The organism is Seonamhaeicola sp. ABD4_340 (assembly GCF_056312135.1).
In genome coordinates this window covers 224733-247750 of sequence record NZ_CM149981.1, presented here as the reverse complement: position 1 = coordinate 247750, position 23018 = coordinate 224733, and the positions used below count along the sequence as shown (strand labels likewise).

Genomic DNA, 23018 nt, shown 5'->3' with positions numbered 1-23018 from the left:
TTGTAAAAGATATGAAGCGAAGAGATTTTTTTAAAAAAGGAACAACAGCAGCTGTAGCTGCGGGAGTAGTGCCAATTATTGCATCATCTTGCGCTACATCAAAAGGTATTATTGATGATAGAAACAAAGATAAATGGTATCATTTAGGAACTGGTAAAAAAGCCATTCCTGAACGAAAAAAAACTAAAAAATATGAGGTTGCCGTTATTGGTGGTGGCGCTGCAGGTATTTGTGCTGCAGTAGCTTCGGCCAGAAATGGTTCTAAAACGGTATTAATTCAAGATAGACCAGTGTTAGGAGGAAATGCCTCAAGTGAAATGCGCGTACACCTTAATGGGGTTAATAGCATTAAGGGAAAAGCTGAACGTGAAACAGGTATAATAGAAGAATTGCTTTTACATAATAGGTTTGAAAATGAACAAGAATCCTATCCTGTTTTTGATCATGTAATGTATGATTTTGTGGTTAGAGAACCCAATTTAACATTAATGATGAATACACAAGCTGTAGAAGCAATAATGGATGGTGATAAAATTAAATCAGCAAAATGTTGGCAAGCAACTACCGAAACTATGTTTACAATTAATGCACCTATTTTTATTGATTGCTCTGGTGATGGGTTGTTAGCAGCTTCGGCAGGAGCTGAATATAGAACGGGTAGAGAAGGAAAAGCAGAATTCAACGAGACCTACGCGCCAGATGAACCAGATGGATGGCAAATGGGAGCAACGCTTTTAATGTCTTCAAAAGATATGGGCAGACCTATGAAGTATAATCCGCCTTCATATGCTATAAAATATACGCATGAAGGTGCGCATCCGCGTAGACATTTTAAATGGTTTAAAGATGGTATTTGGTGGATTGAAGTTGGCAGTAAAGGTGATATTATTGCAGACGCTGAGGTTAATAGACATAAATTAATGGGCTATTTACACGGTGTTTGGGATTATATAAAAAACTCAGGTAATTTTCCTGAAGCAGAAAATTTAGCTCTAGATTGGGTAGGTTCTTTACCTTCTAGAAGGGAGTCGCGCCGATTTATTGGAGATTATATTGTTTCTGAAAAAGATATGACAGAACATAAACATTTTAATGATGCCGTTGCCTATGGCGGTTGGTCTTTAGATGAACATAACCCCGGAGGTATTGAAAATATTTCAGAACCGCCAAGTTACTTTCATTATCATTTTAAAAAAATATATGAATTTCCATTTAGAAGTTTATATTCCAAAAACATATCAAATTTAATGTTTGCAGGTAGAAATGTGAGTCAAACACACATTGCATTATCTTCTTCAAGAATCATGGCAACATGTGCATTAATGGGGCAGGCTGTTGGTACTGCTGCAACTATATGTAACAAGAAAGGTGTTTTGCCAAGAGACGTTGCTAAAAAATATATTAATGAGCTGCAAGAGCAATTAATGAGAGATGATGCGTTTATACCTAATAGGCCTGCAAATGATGCAAATGATTGGGCAAAAAAAGCCAGTTTAATTTTTGCTTCAAGTACATCTTCTGGTAATGCTGAAAACTTATTAAATGGTGTTTCAAGAGATATTGATGGTGCAATTAATCATTGGCAATCTGATGGTTTAAATGCAGAACTTCAGTTAGAATGGGAAAACCCAGTTGAAATTTCAGCAGTAGAACTTAAATGTGATACTAATGTAAAACGAAACATCATGATGCGCAAGGATAGTAAAAATGATGAACTATACGGAAACCATGTACCTGTTGAAATGCTAAAATCTCTTAGTTTACAGGGGCGAATTAATGGTAAGTGGCAGGATTTAGGAATTATTGATGATAATAAAACAAGGCTTATAAAATTCAAGTTTAAACCATCTAAAGTTACAGCAGTCAAATTAAAACTAAAAGATACTTACGGTGCAAAAAATGTTAAACTTTTTGAGGTTAGATGTTATGCATAATGATTCATAAATTAAAAATCATATCGTTACTTGTAATTCCTTTTTGGATGTTTTTTTTCAATAACACAAACGTTGTTTCAAATAATAATATTGAAATAGAACATAAAGTTATTGTAAAACACCCAGGAGAATACGTGCCTACCGAAGTGGTTTTAATAGAAATTAAAAATAAAGATAGTGTAACTATTGGTTATACTATGAATGTGGTTTCTGTAATCTGTTTAGAAAAGGTATGCAAAGTAATTCCTGTAAAATTACATTGGAATAATATTGGTGTTTATCAAAAATACACTTTAAAAGAGGGAGAAACTTTAGAAAAATACAAAGCCGATGTTTTTGAACCTGAAGATTACAAGAAGTTACATAGTGTTTTGGCTAATAAAAATTCTCCTTTTAAAGAAGTATTAATTACAGAAGTATTATCTGTTGTTGAAGATGGTGATGTTGATGCCGTTTCTGGAGCTACCGCTTTACAGTTAGATGAAAAAGATACCGTTCCTGGAGCTGCATTAACGTGTTATACGCTATGGCATTGGGCCAATGGAGGTATTGTTGAAATTATAAAAAACAAAACAGGAGCAAGTGCTTCAAACCAACAGTTATTAGAGTTTATAAAAAGTGAAAATAAAATTTATTATCAAGTAGCTTTAAATGAATTAGCTAAACGGAATAATTATACGCCAGAATTTGTTAATGTAATAGTCCAAAAAGCTTCTAAAAATGAGAATTTAATAAAACCCTCAATTCAATATTTAGAAAAAGCGCCGCAAAGTGTTTACGAGTTATCTTTAAAGTTAATATTTAAAAACACAGATGCACTTCAAAGAATAGCCATATTAAGATCACTTCAATATAATAAAAACGTTATTTCAGCAGATTTTTTAGATAGTTTTGTTGAAGAGATTCATCATTTAAAATCGTTTCAAGAGTTTTCTGTTTTTCTTGGTTTAATGGAAGTGAAAAACATGAATTCAGAAGTTGTTAATAAGGCTTTATTACCTTTTTTACAAGCAGATTTTCTTATAGCAAGACGCGTATATTGGTATTTAAGTGAGCAAAGTAATCTTGATGATAATTCCTTAAAAAAGCTTAAAAATTTCCTAAAGAAATACGGAAACAGACTTTAGCCATGTAAATAATCTTTATATTTAGGTACTTAATTTAGAATTAATGACCCACGAGTTACAGCAAATCATAGAAGCTGCTCTTCAAAATCAGGATAAAGGAAAACAAAGTGTTTTGGCAACGGTGGTTGATTTAGATGGTTCTTCTTACCGCAAACCAGGAGTTAGAATGCTAATTGCTGAAGACGGTGTAATGGTGGGCGCAGTAAGTGGTGGTTGTGTTGAAAAGGAGGTGTTAAGAAGAGCAAAATCTGTATTCTCAACTGGAGAATCTAAGGTTATGGTTTATGACGGCCGCTACCGTTTAGGTTGCGAAGGTTCACTATATATTTTAATTGAAACCTTTTTTGTTTCAGAAGAACTCAAAACCGCATTTTTTCAAAATATAGAAAACAGAAAAACATTCAATATTGAATCTTATTTTAAAAAAGAAGATGATGCTATTGGTCATTTTGGGTCAATAATAAAATTTGAAAATAATAAAGAATTTACATTTTCTGAAGGTTTTAAAGTAGCTAAAATACAAGCAGAATTAAAGGTTTTTTCTCAAAAATTACCACCTTGTTTTAAACTCTTAATTATTGGTGGAGAGCATGATGCTGTTAAACTATGTAAAATGGCATCTTTATTAGGTTGGGAAGTTGATGTGGTAACTTCTATGAGTGATCCAAAAGAATTAAAGGATTTTCCTGGAGCAAAAGAGGTAGTAGCAAATACACCCGAGGCTTTTGTTGTTGATAAAATAGATGCTGAATGTTCGGTTGTTTTAATGACGCATAATTATGCTCAAGATTTACGATACCTTTTAAAACTGAAAGACTGTAAACTCACTTACATTGGCATTTTAGGTTCGGTGAAACGCAGACAGCAGCTTCAAAATGAGTTATTTGAATATATTGAAGATTTAGATGAAAGCTTTTTAGAAAGTATTCATAGTCCTGCCGGTTTAAATATAGGTGCCATCACGCCCGAAGAAATTGCGTTATCCATTCTTTCTGAAATTTTAGCAGTTAATAGAAATAGAGAACCTTTTTCTTTAAAAACACTTAATGGTAAATTGCACTGCTAAAGTGAATATTTCTATAATTATACTTGCCGCCGGAGCCGCTTCTCGCATGGGAAAAACGAAGCAATTACTCTCTTTTAAAAAATCAACCTTTATAGAACATGCAGTTTCGCAGGCATTAGCGTCTAAAGCTCATAAAGTGTATTGTGTTTTAGGAGCTAATTCAATTGAAATAAAGAATACAGTTAAAAACCAGCAAGTTGAGTTTATTTATAATTCAGACTGGAAGAAAGGTTTAAGTACAAGTATTGTTTCAGGAATTAATTTTATAGAAACATTAAAAATACAACCAGACGGCATTTTAATTATGCTTTGCGATCAACCTTTTGTAGATACTATTTATATTAATGATCTCATTAATATTTACACTGAAAACACTAAAAGCATTATAGGTTCAAATTATGGTAAAAAAAATGGTGTTCCGGCTATTTTTCCAAAGGAAAGTTTTGAAACTCTTTTAAAACTAAAGGGAGACAAAGGCGCTAAAGAATTATTAAACGGTAGTGTTTTTAATGTGGTTTCTGTAACTCCTAATAGAGGTAATGTTTTAAAAGATATAGATACACCACAAGATTATAATTCTATGCTTAAAAATTAATCTAAAGCATTTTTTGTAACAAACCATTTCCAGCCAATAATAGCCATTTGTAGTTTGTTTGCTTTTGCAAGGTCTAATCTTTTTTTAGAATAACTTGGTAAAATAGTTTTATTAACTTTTGCTAAAACTTTAAAAACTTGCTTTTTCATTTTAATGCCTTTTGTGAGGTTAAAAATAGTAAAACTTATTCTAGAACTAAGCTTTACATTTTTAATTGATTTAGATTGAAGTGATAATTGTGGTTACTAAATCAACTACAAATTTGGCAAGTGTCATCATTTTTTTAAGGTTTTAGGGTTAGTAAAAAGTTTATTTATATCAATGTTTTTTTAAGATATATAATTGGGAATATGTCTTCCAAATGTTTTGCTTAAAATCGATGAAATTGCATATAGAGTTGTAAGTAAAAAAGAGAAATTGCTTTTGTGGTTTAAGTGACTCGTTTTATAATTGTTGTTAAATGAAAGTTTTAAATGTATTTTTTGTTATGAATTATAACTTTTAAGGGGCTTTTTTTGAGTGTTTTTATAAAGTCAAGGGGCTTTTTATTTTGTTAGTGTGTTTTTTTTGAAGTTTTGCTTTTTAAGAGTTAATACAGTTAAAAAACTTTTCACTTTTCACTTTTCACTTTTTACTTTGGTTTATATTCGCAGAAAATAGATATTTATGAGTATTCTTTATGTAATATTAGGTTTTATTCTTTTAGTTGTTGGTGGTGAGTTTTTGGTTAGATCATCAGTAGCATTGTCTTTTAAATTTAGTATATCTAAAATGGTAATAGGTATGACGGTTGTTTCATTTGCAACATCAGCACCAGAATTACTTGTAAGTTTAAATGCAGCATTATCTGGTTCTCCAGCCATAGCTATAAATAATGTAGTAGGATCAAATATAGCTAACATAGGTTTAGTATTAGGTGTAACGGCTTTGGTTGGTGCTATTGCTGTTGATGCCTCTTTTTACAAGCTCAATTGGCCTGTAATGATGGTGTTTTCAATGCTTTTGTATGTTTTTTTAAAAAACGATAGTGTTTTGTCTGCTATAGAAGGCGGTGCGCTATTTTTAGGATTGATTTTATTTCTATTTATTTTAATACGAAGTGCAAAAAAAGACACAATTACAGAAGAGGTTGATGATGCCCTAGCTATTGTATCAAATTTTAAAATAGTAATTTGGTTATTAATAGGCGCTGCAGCGCTGTATTTTGGTAGTGAGTGGTTAGTAAAAGGTGCAGAGGAAATTGCTGTTTCAGTAGGGGTAAGTCAGGGTGTAATAGGTTTATCTTTAATTGCTATTGGTACAAGTGTGCCAGAATTAGCGGCCTCTGTAATTGCAGCAGCTAAACAAGAAAAAGCTATTTCTTTGGGTAATTTAATAGGCTCAAATATATTTAATATTGGTTCTGTTTTAGGTTTAACTTCAATTATAAAACCCATACCTGTAACTGAACCTACTATTTTAACTAATGATATTTTTTGGATGTTAGGTTTTGCAGCGGTATTAATTCCTTTAGTATTTTTGCCAAAGCGTATGCAAATTAGCAGATTTAAAGGTATGTTTTTAGTAGCTGGTTATGGTGTGCTAATGTTTTTATTATTTACAAGAAACTAGTTGGATTTTATAATATAAATTAGAATAGATAAATTAAAAAAGCACTTTCAATTGAAAGTGCTTTTTTATTATGAACAAAATTTAATCTTTATAATTAAACTTCAGCAGATTTTACAGTTTTAACAATTCTTCCTGCAATTTTGTAAGGGTCACCGTTTGAAGCTGGTCTTCTGTCTTCTAACCAACCTTTCCAACCTTTCTCTACAGTGATAATTGGAATACGAATTGAAGCGCCTCTATCTGAAATACCATAAGAGAACTCGTCAATAGATTGTGTTTCGTGCTCACCAGTTAAACGTTGGTCGTTAAACTCACCATATACAGCAATGTGTTCTTTTACTACAGGGCGGAATGCTTCACAAATTTTCTCATAAACTTCTTTAGAACCACAAGTTCTTAATGTAGTGTTAGAGAAGTTAGCGTGCATACCAGAACCATTCCAGTCCATATCTTTACCTAATGGTTTAGGGTGGTACTCAATGTAGTAGCCATATTTTTCAGTTAAACGGTCTAGTAAATATCTAGCAATCCAAATTTCATCACCGGCTTTTTTAGCGCCTTTAGCAAATAATTGGAATTCCCACTGCCCGCAAGCAACCTCTTGGTTAATACCTTCAAAGTTTAAGCCAGCATCAATACATAAATCAGCATGCTCTTCAACTAAATCTCTACCGTGTGTATTTTTACCACCAACGGAACAGTAGTACATACCTTGTGGAGCAGGGTAACCACCAATAGGGAAACCTAAAGGTAATTGTGTATGCGTATCCATGATAAAGTACTCTTGCTCAAAACCAAACCAGAAATCGTTGTCATCATCATCAATAGTAGCTCTACCGTTAGATTCGTGTGGCGTACCATCAGCATTTAATACTTCAGTCATTACTAAGTAACCATTTCTTCTTTCAGGATCTGGGTATATAGCAACTGGCTTTAAAATACAATCTGAAGATCCTCCTTCAGCTTGTCTTGTAGATGAACCGTCAAATGACCAGTTACTTAATTCTTCAAGTGTGCCTTGAAAATTTTCATGTTCTTCTACTTTGGTTTTACTTCTCAAATTTTGAGTTGGCTTATAGCCATCTAACCAAATGTATTCCAGTTTAATTTTTGCCATAATGTATTATTTAATATGAGTAATTAATATTGTTTCCAACAAATATATACTTTTATATAGATACTTTAAATTTTGCAGGGTGGTTTTAGTAAAGGGCTATGTTATTTTTATTTATACCCTATTTTTTTAGGGTATACATTAAAAAATGTAAAGTATTTTATGTAATTATTGCAAAATCATTAAATCTCTTTTTTTCTTTAATTCGCTATCATTATTTTTGCGTTAACAATTAAACCACTTAAACTAAATAAATGTCTGTACTAAGATTTCATGCTATAAAAGTGTCACTTTCGCGCAAGCCAATTCATGTAAAAGAAGAAAAAAAGCGTTCTGAAATTTTTGGCGAAAACGTGTTTAATGAGCAAACAATGCGTCAATATTTAACAAAAGATGCCTTTTTAGGTGTTATGAATGCGGTTGAGCATGGAACAAAAATAAATAGAAATGTAGCAGACCAAGTTGCCGTTTCTATGAAAGATTGGGCACTGGCTAAAGGTGTTACACATTACACACATTGGTTTCAACCATTAACCGGTTCTACCGCTGAAAAGCACGATGCGTTTTTTGAAACGGTTAGTGATGGTGTAGCTATTGAAAAGTTTGATGGTGGCCAGTTAGTTCAACAAGAACCAGACGCATCAAGTTTTCCAAGTGGTGGCATTAGAAATACTTTTGAAGCCAGAGGTTATACCGCTTGGGATCCTTCTTCACCAGCATTTGTTTACGGTACAACATTATGTATTCCAACTATTTTTGTAGCTTATACCGGTGAAGCGCTAGATTATAAAACGCCATTAATAAGAGCATTAAATGCCGTTGATAGTGCGGCAACCGATGTTTGTAAATATTTTGATAAAAGCGTAAAAAAAGTATACGCTTCATTAGGTTGGGAGCAAGAATATTTTTTAGTAGATAAATTATTAGCAGCTAGTAGGCCAGATATTATTTTAACTGGGCGTACTTTGTTAGGGCATTCTTCGGCTAAAGGTCAGCAATTAGATGATCATTATTTTGGAGCCATACCAAACCGTGCTCTAAATTTTATGAGAGATTTAGAACACGAATGCATGCTTTTAGGCATACCAGCTAAAACAAGACATAATGAAGTAGCACCAAACCAATTTGAAATTGCACCAATTTTTGAAGAAGCTAACCTAGCGGTAGACCACAATTCTCTGTTGGTTGATGTTATTGGTCGTGTGGCATCGCGTCATAATTTTAAAGTTTTACTGCATGAAAAGCCATTTGTGGGTATGAACGGCTCAGGTAAACACAACAATTGGTCTTTATCAACAAATACGGGTGTAAATTTATTGTCTCCAGGAAAAACACCTATGAGCAACCTTCAGTTTTTAACATTTTTTGTAAACACTATTAAGGCAGTGCACACCCATGAGGCATTATTAAGAGCATCTGTAGCTTCAGCAAGTAATGATCACAGGTTGTGCGGTAATGAAGCGCCACCCGCTATAATGTCTGTGTTTATTGGGCAACAATTAACTAAGGTTTTAGAAGATTTAGAAGGGGTTACAAAAGGAAAACTATCACCCGAAGAAAAAACAGAACTTAAACTAAATGTAATTGGTAAAATACCCGATGTTTTATTAGATAATACCGATAGAAACAGGACATCGCCATTTGCTTTTACTGGAAATAAATTTGAGTTTAGAGCCGTAGGATCTACTGCCAATTGTGGTAACCCAATGACAATTTTAAATACCATTGTAGCAAAACAATTAAAAGATTTTAAAGTTGATGTAGATAAACTTATAGACACCAAAGGCTTAAAAAAAGATGAAGCTGTTTTTAATGTGCTACGCGAGTACATAAAATCATGCAAAGACATTTTGTTTGAAGGAAATGGTTATGGCGAAGCATGGGAAACCGAGGCAAAAAAACGTGGATTAAGTAACAATAAAACCACACCCGAAGCGCTTAAAGCAAAAATTTCAAAACAAACAATTAATTTGTTTAAAGAAATGAACGTTATGAGCGAAGTTGAAACCAGAGCACGCTATGAAATTGAAATGGAAGCTTACATTAAGCACATTCAAATTGAAGGACGCGTACTTGGTGATATTGCATTAAACCACATTGTGCCTACAGCTGTAAAATATCAAAACACTTTAATTGAAAACGTAAAAGGTTTAAAAGATATTTTTGAGAAAAGCTTTAAAATGGTGGCTAAAGAACAAATAAATTTAATAGAACAAATTTCAGCACATATAGAAGGTATAAATACCCACGTAAACAAAATGGTAGATGCCAGAAAAGAAGCCAATAAAATTGAAAAAATGGAAGACAAAGCCATGGCTTATTGCAACAGTGTAAAACCATTATTTGATAATATTCGCTACCATTGTGATAAATTAGAGCTTTTAGTTGATGATGAAATTTGGCCATTAACTAAGTACAGAGAATTGTTATTTACACGCTAGTGTTTAAAACTTACAAAATCCTGCCTCAAAAAAGCAGGATTTTTTAATTCAAAAAAGTAAATTTGCAGCACAATACAACATTATGAGTCAAGAAGTTTCTAAACGTTATGCACAACGTGGTGTTTCAGCATCAAAAGAAGATGTACACAATGCTATAAAAAATATTGATAAAGGGTTATTTCCTAAAGCATTTTGTAAAATAGTACCAGATTATTTAACCAATAATGAAGATTATTGCCTAATAATGCACGCTGATGGTGCTGGTACAAAATCATCATTAGCATACATGTATTGGAAAGAAACGGGCGATGTTTCAGTATGGAAAGGTATTGCACAAGATGCCTTAATTATGAATATAGACGATTTACTTTGCGTTGGCGCCACAGATAATATTATGTTGTCATCAACTATTGGTAGAAACAAAAACTTAATTCCCGGTGAAGTTATTTCAGCAATTATAAATGGTACTGAAGAATTAATTTCAGAATTAAAAACGTTTGGTGTAACCATTCATTCAACAGGTGGCGAAACTGCAGATGTTGGAGATTTAGTAAGAACCATAATTGTAGATTCTACCGTAACGGCAAGAATGAAACGTAGTAATGTAATAGATAATGCTAACATTCAACCCGGAGATGTTATTGTTGGTTTGGCATCTTTTGGGCAAGCAACTTATGAAAAAGAATATAATGGCGGTATGGGTAGTAATGGCTTAACATCTGCCCGTCATGATGTTTTTAATAAGTATTTAGCTGAAAAATTTCCTGAAAGTTTTGATGCTTCAGTGCCAGAAGAATTAGTGTATTCTGGGGCTGTTAAATTAACTGATGCAGTTGAAAATTCACCAATAAATGCTGGTAAATTGGTGTTGTCTCCAACAAGAACTTATGCGCCAATAATTAAAGAAATCTTATCAAAATATAATAGTAATACTGTGCATGGTATGGTGCATTGTTCAGGTGGAGCGCAAACAAAAATACTTCATTTTATAGATGAAAATCATGTTATAAAAGATAACTTATTTCCAGTTCCACCGTTGTTCAAGCTTATTCAAGAACAATCAAAAACAGATTGGAAAGAAATGTACCAAGTGTTTAATTGCGGGCACCGCATGGAATTGTATGTAAAGCCTGAAATAGCTGAAAGCATTATAGAAATATCAAAATCTTTTAATGTTGATGCGCAAATTATAGGAAGGGTTGAAGCTTCAAAAGAAAAAAAACTCACCATAAAAAGTGCGTTTGGGGAGTTTAATTATTAATATTTTTACTTCGTTTTGTTAAAATGGAACGATTGTTGATAAATTCAACACTTTATAACAACCTAACATAAAGCCATGAGATACACCATTTTAGCGCTATTTTGTTTGTCTTTTTTATTTTCAAACGCGCAGCCAGATTCTCTGTACTTAAAAGAAAAACCAAAAAAATACGATGGCCCGCAGTGGGTAAGAAAAAACAAAGCTACTGTAGACTTAAATGAGGTTGCTTTTGTAAACTGGAATGCTGGTGGTACCAATTCAATTTCGGGGCTTGTAGGTTTTGAGGCCACTAGAAACTATAGCGATAAATATTTTTCATGGCGTAACAATATTATTATGCGTTATGGGGTTAATAAACAACAATCTAGAGAGCTAAGAAAAACCGATGATTTAGTTGAGCTAAATTCAAATATTGGGTACAAACCAACGGTGTCTTCGCATTGGTATTATTCTGCAAGATTAAATTTTAGAACGCAGTTTGCTAATGGTTACAAATATCCAGATACAAGTAATCCTATTTCTAGATTTTTAGCACCGGGGTATTTGTTTTTTGGTGGCGGAATGGAGTATGGAAAAGATATTGATAAAATATCGGCTTATTTTTCGCCATTAACGCTTAAAGCAACCTTTGTTTTAGATGAAGATTTGGCTAATTCTGGTGCCTTTGGAGTAGAACCAGCAGAGTTAGATGCAGATGGAAATGTAATTGTACCGGGTGAACAATTTAGGCGTGAACTAGGTATTTTAATTACCAATAGCTACGAAATGGAAGTGGCACAAAATATTACTATGCAGCATAAAGTTAGTTTGTATACAGATTATATTCACAACTTTGGAAATGTAGATGTAGATTGGAGGTTAGATTTTGATTTTAAAGTGAATAATTACATACGCGCCAGACTTGGATCGCATTTAAGATATGATGATGATGTTAAAACCTTAAAAGAAACCGATGTAGATGGAGAGTTTGATGAAGAAGGCGCCAAAGTACAGTGGAAACAGTTTCTTGGTATTGGTTTTGCTGTAGATTTTTAATTTCTATTTTCTATAATTAATTTTAAAAACTTGTTAACTTTTTGGTGTTGATAAATTTTTAAACACCTAATATTCAAATATTTAAGTTGTTTTTCTTGTAAACTTTATGATTTTTATCATGTGTTAAGTTGTGCTGTTTAGCTATATTTGCAGTCTACTTTTTTTAACAAAACTTTACTTAACATTCAAGCAAATATGAAAGAGCACTTAACCAAAACGCCTCCAAAAACGTATACCCAAGACCGAGCGTTTCAAGCATCATTAAAATATTTTAAAAATGACGATTTAGCGGCTAGAGTGTGGCTAAATAAATATGCTTTAAAAGATTCTGAAGGAAACATTTATGAGCTCACGCCAAATGATATGCACCGTCGTATAGCAAAAGAGCTTGCTAGAATTGAGTTAAAATATAAAAATCCGTTAACCGAAGATGAGATTTTTAATTTAATAAAAGACTTTAAATACATTGTGCCACAAGGAAGCCCAATGGCAGGAATTGGCAACCCGTATCAAATAGCTTCATTATCAAACTGTTTTGTTATAGGTAATTCGGGCGATTCAGATTCTTACGGTGGTATTATGAAAATAGATCAGGAGCAAGTGCAATTAATGAAACGCAGAGGCGGCGTTGGGCATGATCTTTCACATATTCGTCCTAAAGGTTCGGGCGTTAAAAATTCAGCATTAACATCAACAGGTATTGTACCTTTTATGGAGCGTTATTCAAACTCAACCCGAGAGGTAGCGCAAGACGGAAGGCGAGGTGCTTTAATGCTTTCAGTATCTATTAATCACCCAGATTCTGAAGATTTTATAAACGCAAAACTAGAGCAAGGTAAAGTAACAGGAGCCAATGTATCTGTGAGAATAGATGATGCTTTCATGAAAGCTGTAAAAAATGATACAGAGTATACGCAAAAATACCCTGTGTTTAGTAGTAACCCCAAAACATTAAAAACAATTCAGGCAAAAGAACTATGGAAGAAAATAGTGCATAACGCATGGAAATCTGCAGAACCAGGTATTTTATTCTGGGATACCATTATTAATGAATCTGTGCCAGATTGTTATGCAGATTTAGGCTATAAAACCGTATCAACAAACCCATGTGGAGAAATTCCATTATGCCCCTATGATTCTTGTAGGTTGTTGGCTATTAATTTGTTTTCATACGTTGAAAACCCTTTTACAGCAAAGGCATCTTTCAATTTTAATTTATTTAAAAAACATGTAGCGTTTGCACAAAGAATAATGGATGATATTATTGATTTAGAATTAGAAAAAATTGATAATATTCTAGAAAAAATTGATGCAGATCCAGAAACAGCCGAAGTAAAATCTATTGAGCGCAACCTTTGGTTAAATATAAAACGCAAAGCAGAAGAGGGCAGGCGTACAGGTGTTGGTATAACTGCAGAAGGTGATATGTTAGCCGCATTGGGTATTCAATACGGTAGTGAAAAAGGCAATGCTTTTTCTTTAGAAGTACACAAAACTATAGCCATTGAAGCTTATAGAGCTTCGGTTTATTTAGCTAAAGAGCGTGGTGCTTTTAAGGTTTTTGATGCTGAAAGAGAAAAAGAAAATCCATTTATTAATAGATTGAAAGAAGCCGATAGCAAACTATATTACGAAATGCTAGAATATGGCCGAAGAAATATTGCATTATTAACCATTGCACCAACCGGTACAACAAGTTTAATGACGCAAACAACATCAGGTATTGAGCCTGTATTTTTACCTGTTTACAAGCGTAGGAGAAAAGTAAATCCAGGTGATAAAGATGTGCGCGTAGATTTTGTTGATGAAGTTGGTGACTCATGGGAAGAATACGTGGTATTTCACCACAGATTCAAGCAATGGATGGAAGTAAACGGTATTGATACCAATAAAAACTTTACACAAGAAGAGTTAGATGCCTTAGTAAAGCAATCGCCCTATTATAAAGCAACCTCAAATGATGTAGATTGGTTGAGTAAGGTTAGCATGCAAGGTGCAATACAAAAATGGGTAGACCACTCTATTAGTGTAACTATAAATTTACCAAATGATGTAAACGAAGATTTGGTGGGCGAGCTATATTTAAAAGCTTGGGAAGTAGGTTGTAAAGGCGTTACAGTGTATCGAGATGGTTCACGCTCAGGTGTTTTAATCTCAAATGATGAGAAAAAAGAAGAAGACACCACAGATAATAACACTTTAACAGCTTTTCCAACAAAAAGACCACAAAGCTTAGAAGCCGATGTTGTTCGTTTTCAAAATAATAAAGAAAAATGGATTGCCTTTATTGGTTTAATTGAAGGGAAGCCATACGAGATTTTTACAGGTTTAATTGATGATGAAGACGGTATTTTAATTCCGCGTTGGGTAAATAATGGGCTAATTATTAAAAATAGAAATGAAGACGGCTCTAAACGTTATGATTTTCAGTATAAAGATAAACGAGGTTATAAAATAACCATTGAAGGTTTATCGCATAAATTTAACCCAGAATATTGGAACTACGCTAAACTAATTTCAAGTACCTTACGTCATGGTATGCCAATAGACAAAATTGTAGATTTAATTAATAGTTTGCAGCTAGATACAGAATCTATAAACACATGGAAGAATGGCGTTGGTAGAGCCTTAAAACGTTATGTGGCCGATGGTACAAAAGCCCAAGGGCAAACGTGTTCAAACTGTAATTCTGAAAATTTAATTTACCAAGAAGGTTGCTTAACTTGTAAAGATTGTGGCTCTTCTAAATGTGGATAAAACTAAAATAAAGTAATAAAAAAGGAAGCTAAAATGGCTTCTTTTTTTTGGGTTATAATCTAAAATTTAGTCTCAAAAATCATACAAACTCACTAAGTATAATTAAAAAAGGGATGCTTAATAAAACATCTATTAAGTAGATAAATGAAAATAATTTAAAAGTTGAAATGCCAAGGTTTTTATAAAGAACTAGTTTTCTTCGGGCGTTAGTTTCGGTTATAAAATACCACAAAAAAACTATTAAAAACAATTTGGTTATAACAATAGCTACAGGTTCAATTTTCATAAAAGAAAACAATACATTAATAGCAAAAGACCAAATAAAGTATGGTTTATAAAATATAAATATTGAAAATAATTGCTGCATAGTTGTATGATAAACGTGCTTTCAATAAAAATATTCTGCCAAATAATAGTAATAGCTTAAAAGGCTTTATATAAAATTGATAAATTATCGTATTTTTGGTCACCAATTAAAAGCGGCAGATGTTAGAGAAATTACAAATAGTAAAGCAGCGTTTTGATGAGGTTAGTGATTTAATCATTCAACCAGATATTATCTCAGATCAAAAACGTTATGTAGAATTAAACCGAGAATATAAAGATCTTAGAATTTTAATGGATAAGCGTGAAGCTTACATTGAATTAACTAATAATTTGGCTGAAGCTGAAGAAATAATTTCTGATGGTAGTGATGCAGAAATGGTTGAAATGGCCAAAATGCAATATGATGAAGCCAAAGAAGGCATACCAAAATTAGAAGAAGAAATTAGAGTATTGCTTATACCTAAAGACCCTGAAGATGCTAAAAATGCGGTGGTAGAGTTACGTGCAGGTACAGGTGGCGATGAGGCAAGTATTTTTGCTGGAGATTTGTTTAGAATGTACACCAAGTATTGTGAAGGCAGAGGCTGGAATGTTAGTACGGTAGATTTTAGTGAAGGTACCAATGGCGGATTTAAAGAAATACAGTTTGAAGTATCAGGTGAAGATGTTTATGGTACATTAAAGTTTGAAGCTGGTGTACACCGTGTACAACGTGTACCACAAACGGAAACCCAAGGGCGCGTGCATACCAGTGCAGCAACCTGTATGGTGTTTCCAGAAGCCGAAGAGTTTGATGTAGAAATTAACCCTAAAGATGTTCGTATAGATTATTTTTGTTCTTCAGGTCCTGGTGGGCAATCTGTAAATACTACCTATTCGGCAGTGCGTTTAACGCATATTCCAACAGGATTAGTGGCACAGTGTCAAGACCAAAAATCTCAGCACAAAAATAAAGAAAAAGCTTTTAAAGTATTACGCTCTAGGTTATATGATTTAGAATTAGCAAAAAAGCAAGAAGCAGATGCGGCTAAACGTGGCAGTATGGTAACATCGGGTGATAGAAGTGCTAAAATTAGAACATATAACTATCCGCAAGGGCGTGTTACAGACCACAGAATTGGTTTAACACTTTACGATTTACAAAACATTGTAAACGGCGATATTCAAAAAATAATTGATGAACTTATGCTAGCTGAAAATACTGAAAAGTTAAAAGCTAGTGACGAAACCATATAAATTTGTAATTCCCGCAATAGCGGGAATCTTTTTATATAAATGTTTGTTTTGAAATAAATAGAAATGACCACACAACAATTAGTTTCAGAAATAAAAAGAAAACAATCCTTTCTATGTATTGGGTTAGATGTAGATTTAAATAAAATACCACAACATCTTTTAAAAGAAGACGATCCTATTTTTGCTTTCAATAAAGCTATTATTGATGCTACACATCATTTATGCGTAGCCTATAAACCTAATACGGCGTTTTATGAAGCTTATGGTATTAAAGGTTGGCAAGCGCTAGAAAAAACAATTAATTACCTAAACAAAAACTACCCCGAAATATTTACCATTGCCGATGCTAAACGAGGTGATATTGGTAATACAAGTACCATGTATGCCAACGCTTTTTTTGAAGATTTAGCTTTTGATTCTGTAACCGTGGCACCATATATGGGAAAAGATTCTGTAGAACCTTTTTTAGCTTTTGAAAACAAACATACCATTTTATTGGCTTTAACATCAAACCAAGGCGCTTTTGATTTTCAAACAAAAACGGTTGATGGTAAAGAGCTTTATAAGAGAGTGTTAGAAACATCAAAAACATGGAGTAATTCTGAAAACCTTATGTATGTAGTAGGTGCTACTAAAGCAGAGTATTTGGCAGATATAAGAAGCATTATTCCTAACAGTTTTTTATTAGTACCAGGTGTAGGTGCACAAGGCGGAAACTTGCAAGATGTTTGTAAATACGGCATGAGTGCTAACATAGGCTTGTTAATAAATTCATCGCGCGGTATTATTTATGCTTCAAATAATGAAGATTTTGCTCAAGCAGCAGCAAATAAAGCTAAAGAACTTCAGCAGCAAATGGAAATTGAGTTGACTCGTATTTCTTAAAAATTATAACGATGTTATAATCGCTTTGTAAGAGTACTGAAAGTAAAATGTTTTCTTCGGAATGCTAAAAATTAAAGATCAACTAAATAGAATTATTGCTTTTGAAGAAACGCCAAATCGTATAATTTCTTTAGTGCCAAGTCAAACAGAATTGTTGTGCGATTTGGGTTTAGAATCTTCAATAATTGGGGTTACAAAATTTTGCGTGCATCCGCATTTTATAAAAACTAATGCAGCTGTAGTTGGTGGTACAAAGAAAATACATATTGAAAAAATAAAAGCATTAAAGCCCAATATTATTCTTTGTAATAAAGAAGAAAATACAAAAGAAATAGTTGAAGCTTGTAAAGCTATTTGTACCGTACACGTTTCAGATATTTATACAATAAAAGACAGTTTACAACTTATAAAACAATACGGTATTCTATTTAATGTTGAAGAAAACGCAATACGTATTTGTAATGAAATAAAAATACAACAAAAAGGTTTTGAGCATTTTATTAAAAATAAAAAGCAGTTTAATGTAGCCTATTATATTTGGAAAAACCCTTGGATGGTAGCTGCAAATAATACATTTATAAATTATTTATTAGCTATTAATGGTTTTAATAATTATTACAAAAGCCAAAGCAGATACCCAGAAATTACGTTGCAAGTAAATTTGGAAATTGATTTAGTTATGCTATCAAGCGAGCCTTTTCCGTTTAAAGAAATGCATAAAAAAGACTTGAAAACATTTTTTCCTAACGCAAAAATAATTTTGGTAGACGGTGAAATGTTTTCTTGGTATGGCTCTAGGCTAATAAAAGCATTTGCTTATTTTAAAGCGCTTCGTTTAAATCTTTAGTAAATTCAACTTTGCTAATATCATCAACAAAATTAGCAATGGTTCTTTCAATTTCTTTTAAACTAATAACTTTGTTTAAATTAGGCTTAATTTTACCAACTCTACAAAAATGCTTGTTCATAACGTTCTCTTTTTTTATACCATAAAGTACGATAATACATGTAATTTAGATGTAAGAAAAAAGTTAAAGAATTACTAAAGTTTTTAAGCTGGTTTAGCAATATCTCTAGATAAATATTTAAGCTTGTTAATTTTATCAAGTAGTTTTATGGCGCGGTATTCAGAAATATCACTTAACGCAGAATCTGTTTGCCTAAAATTATAGGCTTCTTCAACAAGTTCTTTATAGCGCCGGTTTAGGGCGTTTTTTTTGTGCGTTATTAATATTAATCTATCCATAATTTATTGAATAAGAAGAAATTAAATATACGTTTTTTATTGAAGTATTCAAATTTATTTATGTTTAAATTTATAGGTTTTAAATGCTTGGGTTTAAAAGAAAAAAATCTGAACAGATGAACCATTCAGATTTTTTATTAAGCATAAGTTTATTTAAGTATTAATCTTGTAAGGCAAATACTTTTTTTAGTAAATCTGTAGTTCTTGAATTTACTTTGTTTCTAATTTCTTTTTCTTCAACAGCAATCATGGTATAAACACCTTTTAAGGCTTCGTTTGTAACATAATCTGTTAAGTCTGGGTTTACATTATTAGTTAGCGGTAAGGCGTTATATTTGGTTATTAAATTTTTCCAAATATCATCTGCGCCCACTTTAGAAAATGAGTTTTTTATTACCGGGTTAAATTTATCATATAACGCCGTTTGTGTTTTGCTTGTTAAATATTGTGTAGCAGCATTATCATTACCTAATAATATATTTTTGGCATCGGCAAAGGTAATGCCTTTAACAGCATCAATAAAAATAGGTGTTGCTTCGTTAACTGCATCTTCGGCAGCTCTATTTAATACTTTTAAACCTTCATCGGCTAATTTGCTTAAGCCAATGCCTCTTAAGGTTTTATCTACTTTCTGTAGTTCTTCGGGTAAAAGTATTTTAACTAATTCGTTTTTATAAAAGCCATCTTTTTGGGTAAGTTTAGTTACTTGCTTATCTATACCAAAATCTAAAGCTTGCCTTAAACCAGCAGTAATGTCGGTGTTTGTTATACCACCACTTTGCGGCAGTTGATTAACTACTTGTTGCAACTCTGCGCATGAAGTAAGATTACAAATTAATAATAGGGTAATTAACTTTTTTATCATGTTTTCTATTTTAAGTGTAAAGTTAAAAAATATTAAATATAATAGGCATCTGAGAGAATGATGCCTTAGGGAGATGATATGATGCCGTACTTCAAAAAAAAACATCACTTTTAAAATCATAAATACTTAACATTTATTAAGACACTAATTTTTCTAATTTGTCACATTAATAGTTTTATTAACTTGAATTATAATTTTTTAGCATGATATTTGTTATAATTGTATAAATGAATTTAAACATGAGAATGAAAAAAATACTTTTATTAGTTTGTTTCTTAATTTTTAACATTTTGTCTTATGCGCAAATAAGAATTTCAGAAGTTATAAAACAGTCTGAAATTGTTAACACTAATGAAAGCAAATTATATTTTATAGATTTTTGGGCTACTTGGTGCGCACCCTGTATTAGCGCTTCAAAATACTTAACGGTTTTACAAAAGCAACATCCTACTGATTTGCATATTGTGTCTCTATCACAAGAAAATGCGGCAATAGTTTCAAACTTCTTAACTAAGCATAATTTAGCATTAACTACAGCTATTGATTTTAATGGTGAAACCTTTAAAAACAATAACGTACAAAGCTTACCTTATGGCGTTTTGTTTGATGCTAATGGTAATAAACTTTGGGAAGGGCATCCAGCAAATTTAAAAGCCCACACATTACAAGGTTTTGTAAATAATAGTGTAAATAAACGTGCTTTTTCTGATGTTTTTGAAGTTGTAATTTCAGAAAATACAGTAGCTGAAAGTTATTCGCCAAGGCAAGATATTGAAATTGAAGAAACTGATGTTATTGAAACCGAAGATTTTCAAATAATAAATAAGCATACTTATGTTGAGCTACAGGGGCGTTTAAATGCTATTTTGGCTTATGGTTGGAAGGTTAATATAAATCAAGTAAACGTTGATCCGGCAGATAATAAATATTATAAATTGTATTTGAAAAAAGACTCTAAGCACTATAGAAATTTTCCTGATACATTTTTAAAAAAGCTTAAAATGAAATTGAAAACACAAACTGTTTTAACCGATAGTTATGTTTTAGATATGAATGCATCAACTTTATGGGATACGTTTCAAATTAATTGGGAAGATAACCCAGAGCGTTTTTTAATTGGCGATTCTGATATTAAAGCCGATAATGTATCAGTAAAAGATATGGTTTATATGTTAAGTAAAGTTTTAGAGAGTCCGGTGGTTGTAAAAAATAATAAAGCAAACAATAATGAACGTTTACATGATTGGGATATTCATTATAAGTTTTATGATTTAATGGTTTCTAACCTATCAGACAATTATGGTATTAAACTAGAAAAAGCAAAAACCCCACTTGAAAAATATTTAATAATAAAAAAAGCACCTTAAAAAAGGTGCTTTTTTTATTATTATTTAGCGGCAATTATTAGTTGCTAATTACTCTAAATTCAGTACGTCTGTTTTTCTTGTGTTCGCCTTCAGAACAATCAACACCGTTAGAACATCTGTTAACTAATCTAGTTTCACCATATCCTTTAGCAATTAATCTATTTCTAGAAATACCTTTAGAAACTAAGTAGTTTACAACAGAGTTAGCTCTTTGTTGAGATAAAGACATGTTGTAATCATCGTTTCCTCTAGAATCTGTATGAGACATTAACTCAATGCTTACAGGCTTATTGTTTAATAATGGTAATAAAGTATCATCAATTACTTTTTTAGAAGCTGGTGTAATTCTAGCGCTACCTAACTCATAAAAAATAGGTAATACGTTAGCATCTAATAAACCACAATCAACTTCTTCCCAAGTAGTAATACCACCTTTTTTAGCTAATACAGTTCTTGTAACAGTTTGTGTTTTAGCAGGTACAGTTACGCTTTTTGTGTAAGCAGGCTTATCAACAACTTGTTTTTTAATAGTAGCATATTGTGCAGGAATTACTTGCTCTTCCATTCTAGCAGGTGTTTTAATAACTTGCTTTTTGTAAGTTGAAGGAATCTCAGAAACAGGTACATTGTTAGTATTAGCATCAGTAGCTAAAGTAGTGTAGCTTACATCTCTGTATTGTGCTGGGTATTCAACAAAACATGCTACAACACAATCTTCTTTGTTTGGAGAGCTACAAACAGTTTCTTTGTATTCCCATCCAGAAGTTTTTGGGTATGTTTCAAAAGTTCTAGAGCTTTTACCAAAAGTGGCAGGATTAATTGTAATGTCACTTCTACCTTCTTTTTTAATGTAAGAAACATCAATAGTTTCATAAGTAGCAGGAACATACACAAACTTTTTAGTAGCTTCTTTTACTAAAACACGCTCTTCAACAGTTTTGTATGTAGCAGGAACAACTTCTAAAGTTGTGTAAGCAGGATAAACTTCAATAGTTTCTTCTATTGTTTTAAATTCATCTTTAGTAATACATTTAACATAACATTTACCAGGCTCTGGGTTTGCTGGTAAGTTTTGAGCTTGTGAGAATCCGAAACCTAAAAGTAAAGTTAGGCATAAAATAAAATTTGATTTCATAAAAAAAAATTTAGTTAATGGTTTTAATTTTCTTGCTTGTTAGACACACACAAAATAATAAAGTCACATTACATTAACTAAATCTTAAGGTTATTTTTGTAATAATTTTATTGTTAAGAAAAAATTACGGTTTTATTATTGTAAACCATTACTTTCCTGTCGGCATGTAATTTTACTGCATTTGCTAAAACTATTTTTTCTAAATCACGGCCTTTAGCTATTAAATCTGGTATAGAATGTGCATGTGTAACACGCGTAACATCTTGTTCTATAATTGGGCCAGCATCAAGCTCTTCAGTAACATAATGGCTTGTGGCACCAATAATTTTAACACCGCGTTTGTATGCTGAGTGATATGGTTTTGCACCAACAAAAGCTGGTAAAAAAGAGTGGTGTATGTTTATAATTTTGTTGGTGTATTTATTAATTAGTTTAGGTGAAACTATTTGCATGTAGCGTGCCAACACAATAAAATCTATTTTATGCTCTTCTAATAATTTTAATTGTTCATCTTCGGCTTTAGCTTTGGTGTCTTTAGTTACCGGAATATGGTAAAAAGGAATATTAAAATTATCGGCAATGGTTTTTAGTGTATTATGATTACTAATTATAAACGGAATTTCTAAATTAAGTTCACCTGCATTGTATCTGCCTAATAAATCATATAAACAATGATCGTATTTTGAAATAAACAGAGCCATTTTTGGTTTCTTTTCAGAAGAATAAATGCGCCATTTCATATCAAAATTATCGGCTAAAACACCTTTAAAAGCATCCTTAAAAGCATCAGTAGAAAAAGCTTCAGAAGCAAATTCACTTTCCAAGCGCATAAAAAATATATTCTGCTCCCTATCAACATGTTGGTCTATATAAACAATATTTCCGTTTTGTTGAGCAATAAAATTGGTAACTGATGCTATAATGTTAGGTTTATCATTACAGTGTATTAAAATGGTAATCTTATTCATAAGGCATAAAATATATAAACGCCAGTAAAATTATATTAAAATTGAACT

General features: G+C 32.1%; 20 protein-coding genes. 13 read left to right on the top strand and 7 right to left on the bottom strand.

Going from position 1 to position 23018, the window contains the following annotated elements:
* Window positions 1–11 precede the first annotated feature (11 nt).
* The 4 genes from ACYX4H_RS01135 to ACYX4H_RS01120 are packed head-to-tail and all read left to right on the top strand — an operon-like array spanning window position 12 to window position 4722.
* Entirely contained in the window at window positions 12–1934 is a 1923-nt protein-coding gene (locus ACYX4H_RS01135) for an FAD-dependent oxidoreductase (protein ID WP_476237383.1), read from the top strand.
* Window positions 1934–3061 carry a hypothetical protein gene (locus tag ACYX4H_RS01130; RefSeq protein WP_476237382.1) on the top strand — a complete coding sequence of 376 codons (1128 nt, stop codon included), beginning with the start codon at window positions 1934–1936 and terminating at the stop codon, window positions 3059–3061. Before ACYX4H_RS01135 ends, ACYX4H_RS01130 begins: the two co-directional genes overlap by 1 nt.
* 43 nt (window positions 3062–3104) lie before the next feature.
* Window positions 3105–4127, top strand: a complete 1023-nt coding sequence (locus tag ACYX4H_RS01125; protein WP_476237381.1) for an XdhC family protein — start codon at window positions 3105–3107, stop codon at window positions 4125–4127.
* A complete protein-coding gene (locus ACYX4H_RS01120; protein WP_476237380.1) occupies window positions 4108–4722 on the top strand; it encodes a nucleotidyltransferase family protein in 615 nt (204 codons plus the stop codon). Before ACYX4H_RS01125 ends, ACYX4H_RS01120 begins: the two co-directional genes overlap by 20 nt.
* Here ACYX4H_RS01120 and ACYX4H_RS01115 read toward each other — a convergent pair.
* On the bottom strand, window positions 4719–4871 hold the full coding sequence (locus ACYX4H_RS01115; protein ID WP_475295345.1) for an SsrA-binding protein: 153 nt from the start codon (window positions 4869–4871) through the stop codon (window positions 4719–4721). The two genes, ACYX4H_RS01120 and ACYX4H_RS01115, sit on opposite strands and share 4 nt — an antisense overlap.
* A 517-nt stretch (window positions 4872–5388) precedes the next feature.
* On the opposite strand from ACYX4H_RS01115, the gene ACYX4H_RS01110 reads away from it, so the two are divergent.
* Window positions 5389–6333, top strand: coding sequence for a calcium/sodium antiporter (locus ACYX4H_RS01110; RefSeq protein ID WP_475295344.1), 945 nt, complete (start codon window positions 5389–5391; stop codon window positions 6331–6333).
* A 94-nt stretch (window positions 6334–6427) separates the two neighbouring features.
* Here ACYX4H_RS01110 and ACYX4H_RS01105 read toward each other — a convergent pair whose 3' ends face one another.
* Window positions 6428–7450: a glutamine synthetase beta-grasp domain-containing protein gene (locus tag ACYX4H_RS01105; protein ID WP_476237379.1), complete on the bottom strand. Its 1023-nt coding sequence runs from the start codon at window positions 7448–7450 to the stop codon at window positions 6428–6430.
* A gap of 251 nt (window positions 7451–7701) precedes the next feature.
* Between ACYX4H_RS01105 and ACYX4H_RS01100 the strand changes: the two genes are divergently transcribed.
* The 7 genes from ACYX4H_RS01100 (at window position 7702) to ACYX4H_RS01070 (ending at window position 18236) form a co-directional block, all read left to right on the top strand.
* Window positions 7702–9888: a glutamine synthetase III family protein gene (locus ACYX4H_RS01100; RefSeq protein WP_476237378.1), complete on the top strand. Its 2187-nt coding sequence runs from the start codon at window positions 7702–7704 to the stop codon at window positions 9886–9888.
* A gap of 82 nt (window positions 9889–9970) precedes the next feature.
* Window positions 9971–11149 carry an AIR synthase related protein gene (locus ACYX4H_RS01095; protein WP_476237377.1) on the top strand — a complete coding sequence of 393 codons (1179 nt, stop codon included), beginning with the start codon at window positions 9971–9973 and terminating at the stop codon, window positions 11147–11149.
* A 75-nt stretch (window positions 11150–11224) separates the two neighbouring features.
* Window positions 11225–12184, top strand: a complete 960-nt coding sequence (locus ACYX4H_RS01090; protein WP_476237376.1) for a DUF3078 domain-containing protein — start codon at window positions 11225–11227, stop codon at window positions 12182–12184.
* A gap of 195 nt (window positions 12185–12379) precedes the next feature.
* On the top strand, window positions 12380–14941 hold the full coding sequence (locus ACYX4H_RS01085) for an adenosylcobalamin-dependent ribonucleoside-diphosphate reductase (protein WP_476237375.1): 2562 nt from the start codon (window positions 12380–12382) through the stop codon (window positions 14939–14941).
* Window positions 14942–15427: 486 nt separating this feature from the next.
* Window positions 15428–16504: a peptide chain release factor 1 gene (prfA, locus tag ACYX4H_RS01080; protein WP_475295338.1), complete on the top strand. Its 1077-nt coding sequence runs from the start codon at window positions 15428–15430 to the stop codon at window positions 16502–16504.
* Between the two features lie 63 nt (window positions 16505–16567).
* A complete protein-coding gene (gene pyrF / locus ACYX4H_RS01075; protein WP_476237374.1) occupies window positions 16568–17389 on the top strand; it encodes an orotidine-5'-phosphate decarboxylase in 822 nt (273 codons plus the stop codon).
* A 61-nt stretch (window positions 17390–17450) separates the two neighbouring features.
* Entirely contained in the window at window positions 17451–18236 is a 786-nt protein-coding gene (locus ACYX4H_RS01070) for an ABC transporter substrate-binding protein (protein ID WP_476237373.1), read from the top strand.
* On the opposite strand, the gene ACYX4H_RS01065 is transcribed toward ACYX4H_RS01070, so the two are convergent.
* The 3 genes from ACYX4H_RS01065 to ACYX4H_RS01055 form a co-directional block, all read right to left on the bottom strand.
* Window positions 18211–18357 carry a hypothetical protein gene (locus ACYX4H_RS01065; protein ID WP_186826888.1) on the bottom strand — a complete coding sequence of 49 codons (147 nt, stop codon included), beginning with the start codon at window positions 18355–18357 and terminating at the stop codon, window positions 18211–18213. The genes ACYX4H_RS01070 and ACYX4H_RS01065 overlap by 26 nt on opposite strands.
* 83 nt (window positions 18358–18440) lie before the next feature.
* A complete protein-coding gene (locus ACYX4H_RS01060) occupies window positions 18441–18635 on the bottom strand; it encodes a Lacal_2735 family protein (protein ID WP_475295335.1) in 195 nt (64 codons plus the stop codon).
* A gap of 160 nt (window positions 18636–18795) precedes the next feature.
* The gene (locus tag ACYX4H_RS01055; protein WP_476237372.1) at window positions 18796–19500 is read right to left on the bottom strand and encodes a DUF4197 domain-containing protein; all 705 of its coding nucleotides are present in this window, start codon (window positions 19498–19500) and stop codon (window positions 18796–18798) included.
* Between the two features lie 245 nt (window positions 19501–19745).
* Between ACYX4H_RS01055 and ACYX4H_RS01050 the strand changes: the two genes are divergently transcribed.
* On the top strand, window positions 19746–20867 hold the full coding sequence (locus tag ACYX4H_RS01050) for a TlpA family protein disulfide reductase (protein WP_476237371.1): 1122 nt from the start codon (window positions 19746–19748) through the stop codon (window positions 20865–20867).
* A gap of 37 nt (window positions 20868–20904) precedes the next feature.
* On the opposite strand, the gene ACYX4H_RS01045 is transcribed toward ACYX4H_RS01050, so the two are convergent.
* Window positions 20905–22002 carry an OmpA family protein gene (locus ACYX4H_RS01045; RefSeq protein WP_475295332.1) on the bottom strand — a complete coding sequence of 366 codons (1098 nt, stop codon included), beginning with the start codon at window positions 22000–22002 and terminating at the stop codon, window positions 20905–20907.
* Between the two features lie 113 nt (window positions 22003–22115).
* Window positions 22116–22970, bottom strand: coding sequence for a formyltetrahydrofolate deformylase (purU, locus tag ACYX4H_RS01040; RefSeq protein ID WP_475295331.1), 855 nt, complete (start codon window positions 22968–22970; stop codon window positions 22116–22118).
* Window positions 22971–23018 lie beyond the last annotated feature (48 nt).

Bases quoted from the DNA above. Each gene is read 5' to 3' on its own strand.
- ACYX4H_RS01135 (WP_476237383.1), top strand. From the start codon at position 12: ATGAAGCGAAGAGATTTTTTTAAAAAAGGAACAACAGCAGCTGTAGCT.
- ACYX4H_RS01130 (WP_476237382.1), top strand. From the start codon at position 1,934: ATGATTCATAAATTAAAAATCATATCGTTACTTGTAATTCCTTTTTGG.
- ACYX4H_RS01125 (WP_476237381.1), top strand. From the start codon at position 3,105: ATGACCCACGAGTTACAGCAAATCATAGAAGCTGCTCTTCAAAATCAG.
- ACYX4H_RS01120 (WP_476237380.1), top strand. From the start codon at position 4,108: ATGGTAAATTGCACTGCTAAAGTGAATATTTCTATAATTATACTTGCC.
- ACYX4H_RS01115 (WP_475295345.1), bottom strand. From the start codon at position 4,871: ATGAAAAAGCAAGTTTTTAAAGTTTTAGCAAAAGTTAATAAAACTATT.
- ACYX4H_RS01110 (WP_475295344.1), top strand. From the start codon at position 5,389: ATGAGTATTCTTTATGTAATATTAGGTTTTATTCTTTTAGTTGTTGGT.
- ACYX4H_RS01105 (WP_476237379.1), bottom strand. From the start codon at position 7,450: ATGGCAAAAATTAAACTGGAATACATTTGGTTAGATGGCTATAAGCCA.
- ACYX4H_RS01100 (WP_476237378.1), top strand. From the start codon at position 7,702: ATGTCTGTACTAAGATTTCATGCTATAAAAGTGTCACTTTCGCGCAAG.
- ACYX4H_RS01095 (WP_476237377.1), top strand. From the start codon at position 9,971: ATGAGTCAAGAAGTTTCTAAACGTTATGCACAACGTGGTGTTTCAGCA.
- ACYX4H_RS01090 (WP_476237376.1), top strand. From the start codon at position 11,225: ATGAGATACACCATTTTAGCGCTATTTTGTTTGTCTTTTTTATTTTCA.
- ACYX4H_RS01085 (WP_476237375.1), top strand. From the start codon at position 12,380: ATGAAAGAGCACTTAACCAAAACGCCTCCAAAAACGTATACCCAAGAC.
- prfA (WP_475295338.1), top strand. From the start codon at position 15,428: ATGTTAGAGAAATTACAAATAGTAAAGCAGCGTTTTGATGAGGTTAGT.
- pyrF (WP_476237374.1), top strand. From the start codon at position 16,568: ATGACCACACAACAATTAGTTTCAGAAATAAAAAGAAAACAATCCTTT.
- ACYX4H_RS01070 (WP_476237373.1), top strand. From the start codon at position 17,451: ATGCTAAAAATTAAAGATCAACTAAATAGAATTATTGCTTTTGAAGAA.
- ACYX4H_RS01065 (WP_186826888.1), bottom strand. From the start codon at position 18,357: ATGAACAAGCATTTTTGTAGAGTTGGTAAAATTAAGCCTAATTTAAAC.
- ACYX4H_RS01060 (WP_475295335.1), bottom strand. From the start codon at position 18,635: ATGGATAGATTAATATTAATAACGCACAAAAAAAACGCCCTAAACCGG.
- ACYX4H_RS01055 (WP_476237372.1), bottom strand. From the start codon at position 19,500: ATGATAAAAAAGTTAATTACCCTATTATTAATTTGTAATCTTACTTCA.
- ACYX4H_RS01050 (WP_476237371.1), top strand. From the start codon at position 19,746: ATGAAAAAAATACTTTTATTAGTTTGTTTCTTAATTTTTAACATTTTG.
- ACYX4H_RS01045 (WP_475295332.1), bottom strand. From the start codon at position 22,002: ATGAAATCAAATTTTATTTTATGCCTAACTTTACTTTTAGGTTTCGGA.
- purU (WP_475295331.1), bottom strand. From the start codon at position 22,970: ATGAATAAGATTACCATTTTAATACACTGTAATGATAAACCTAACATT.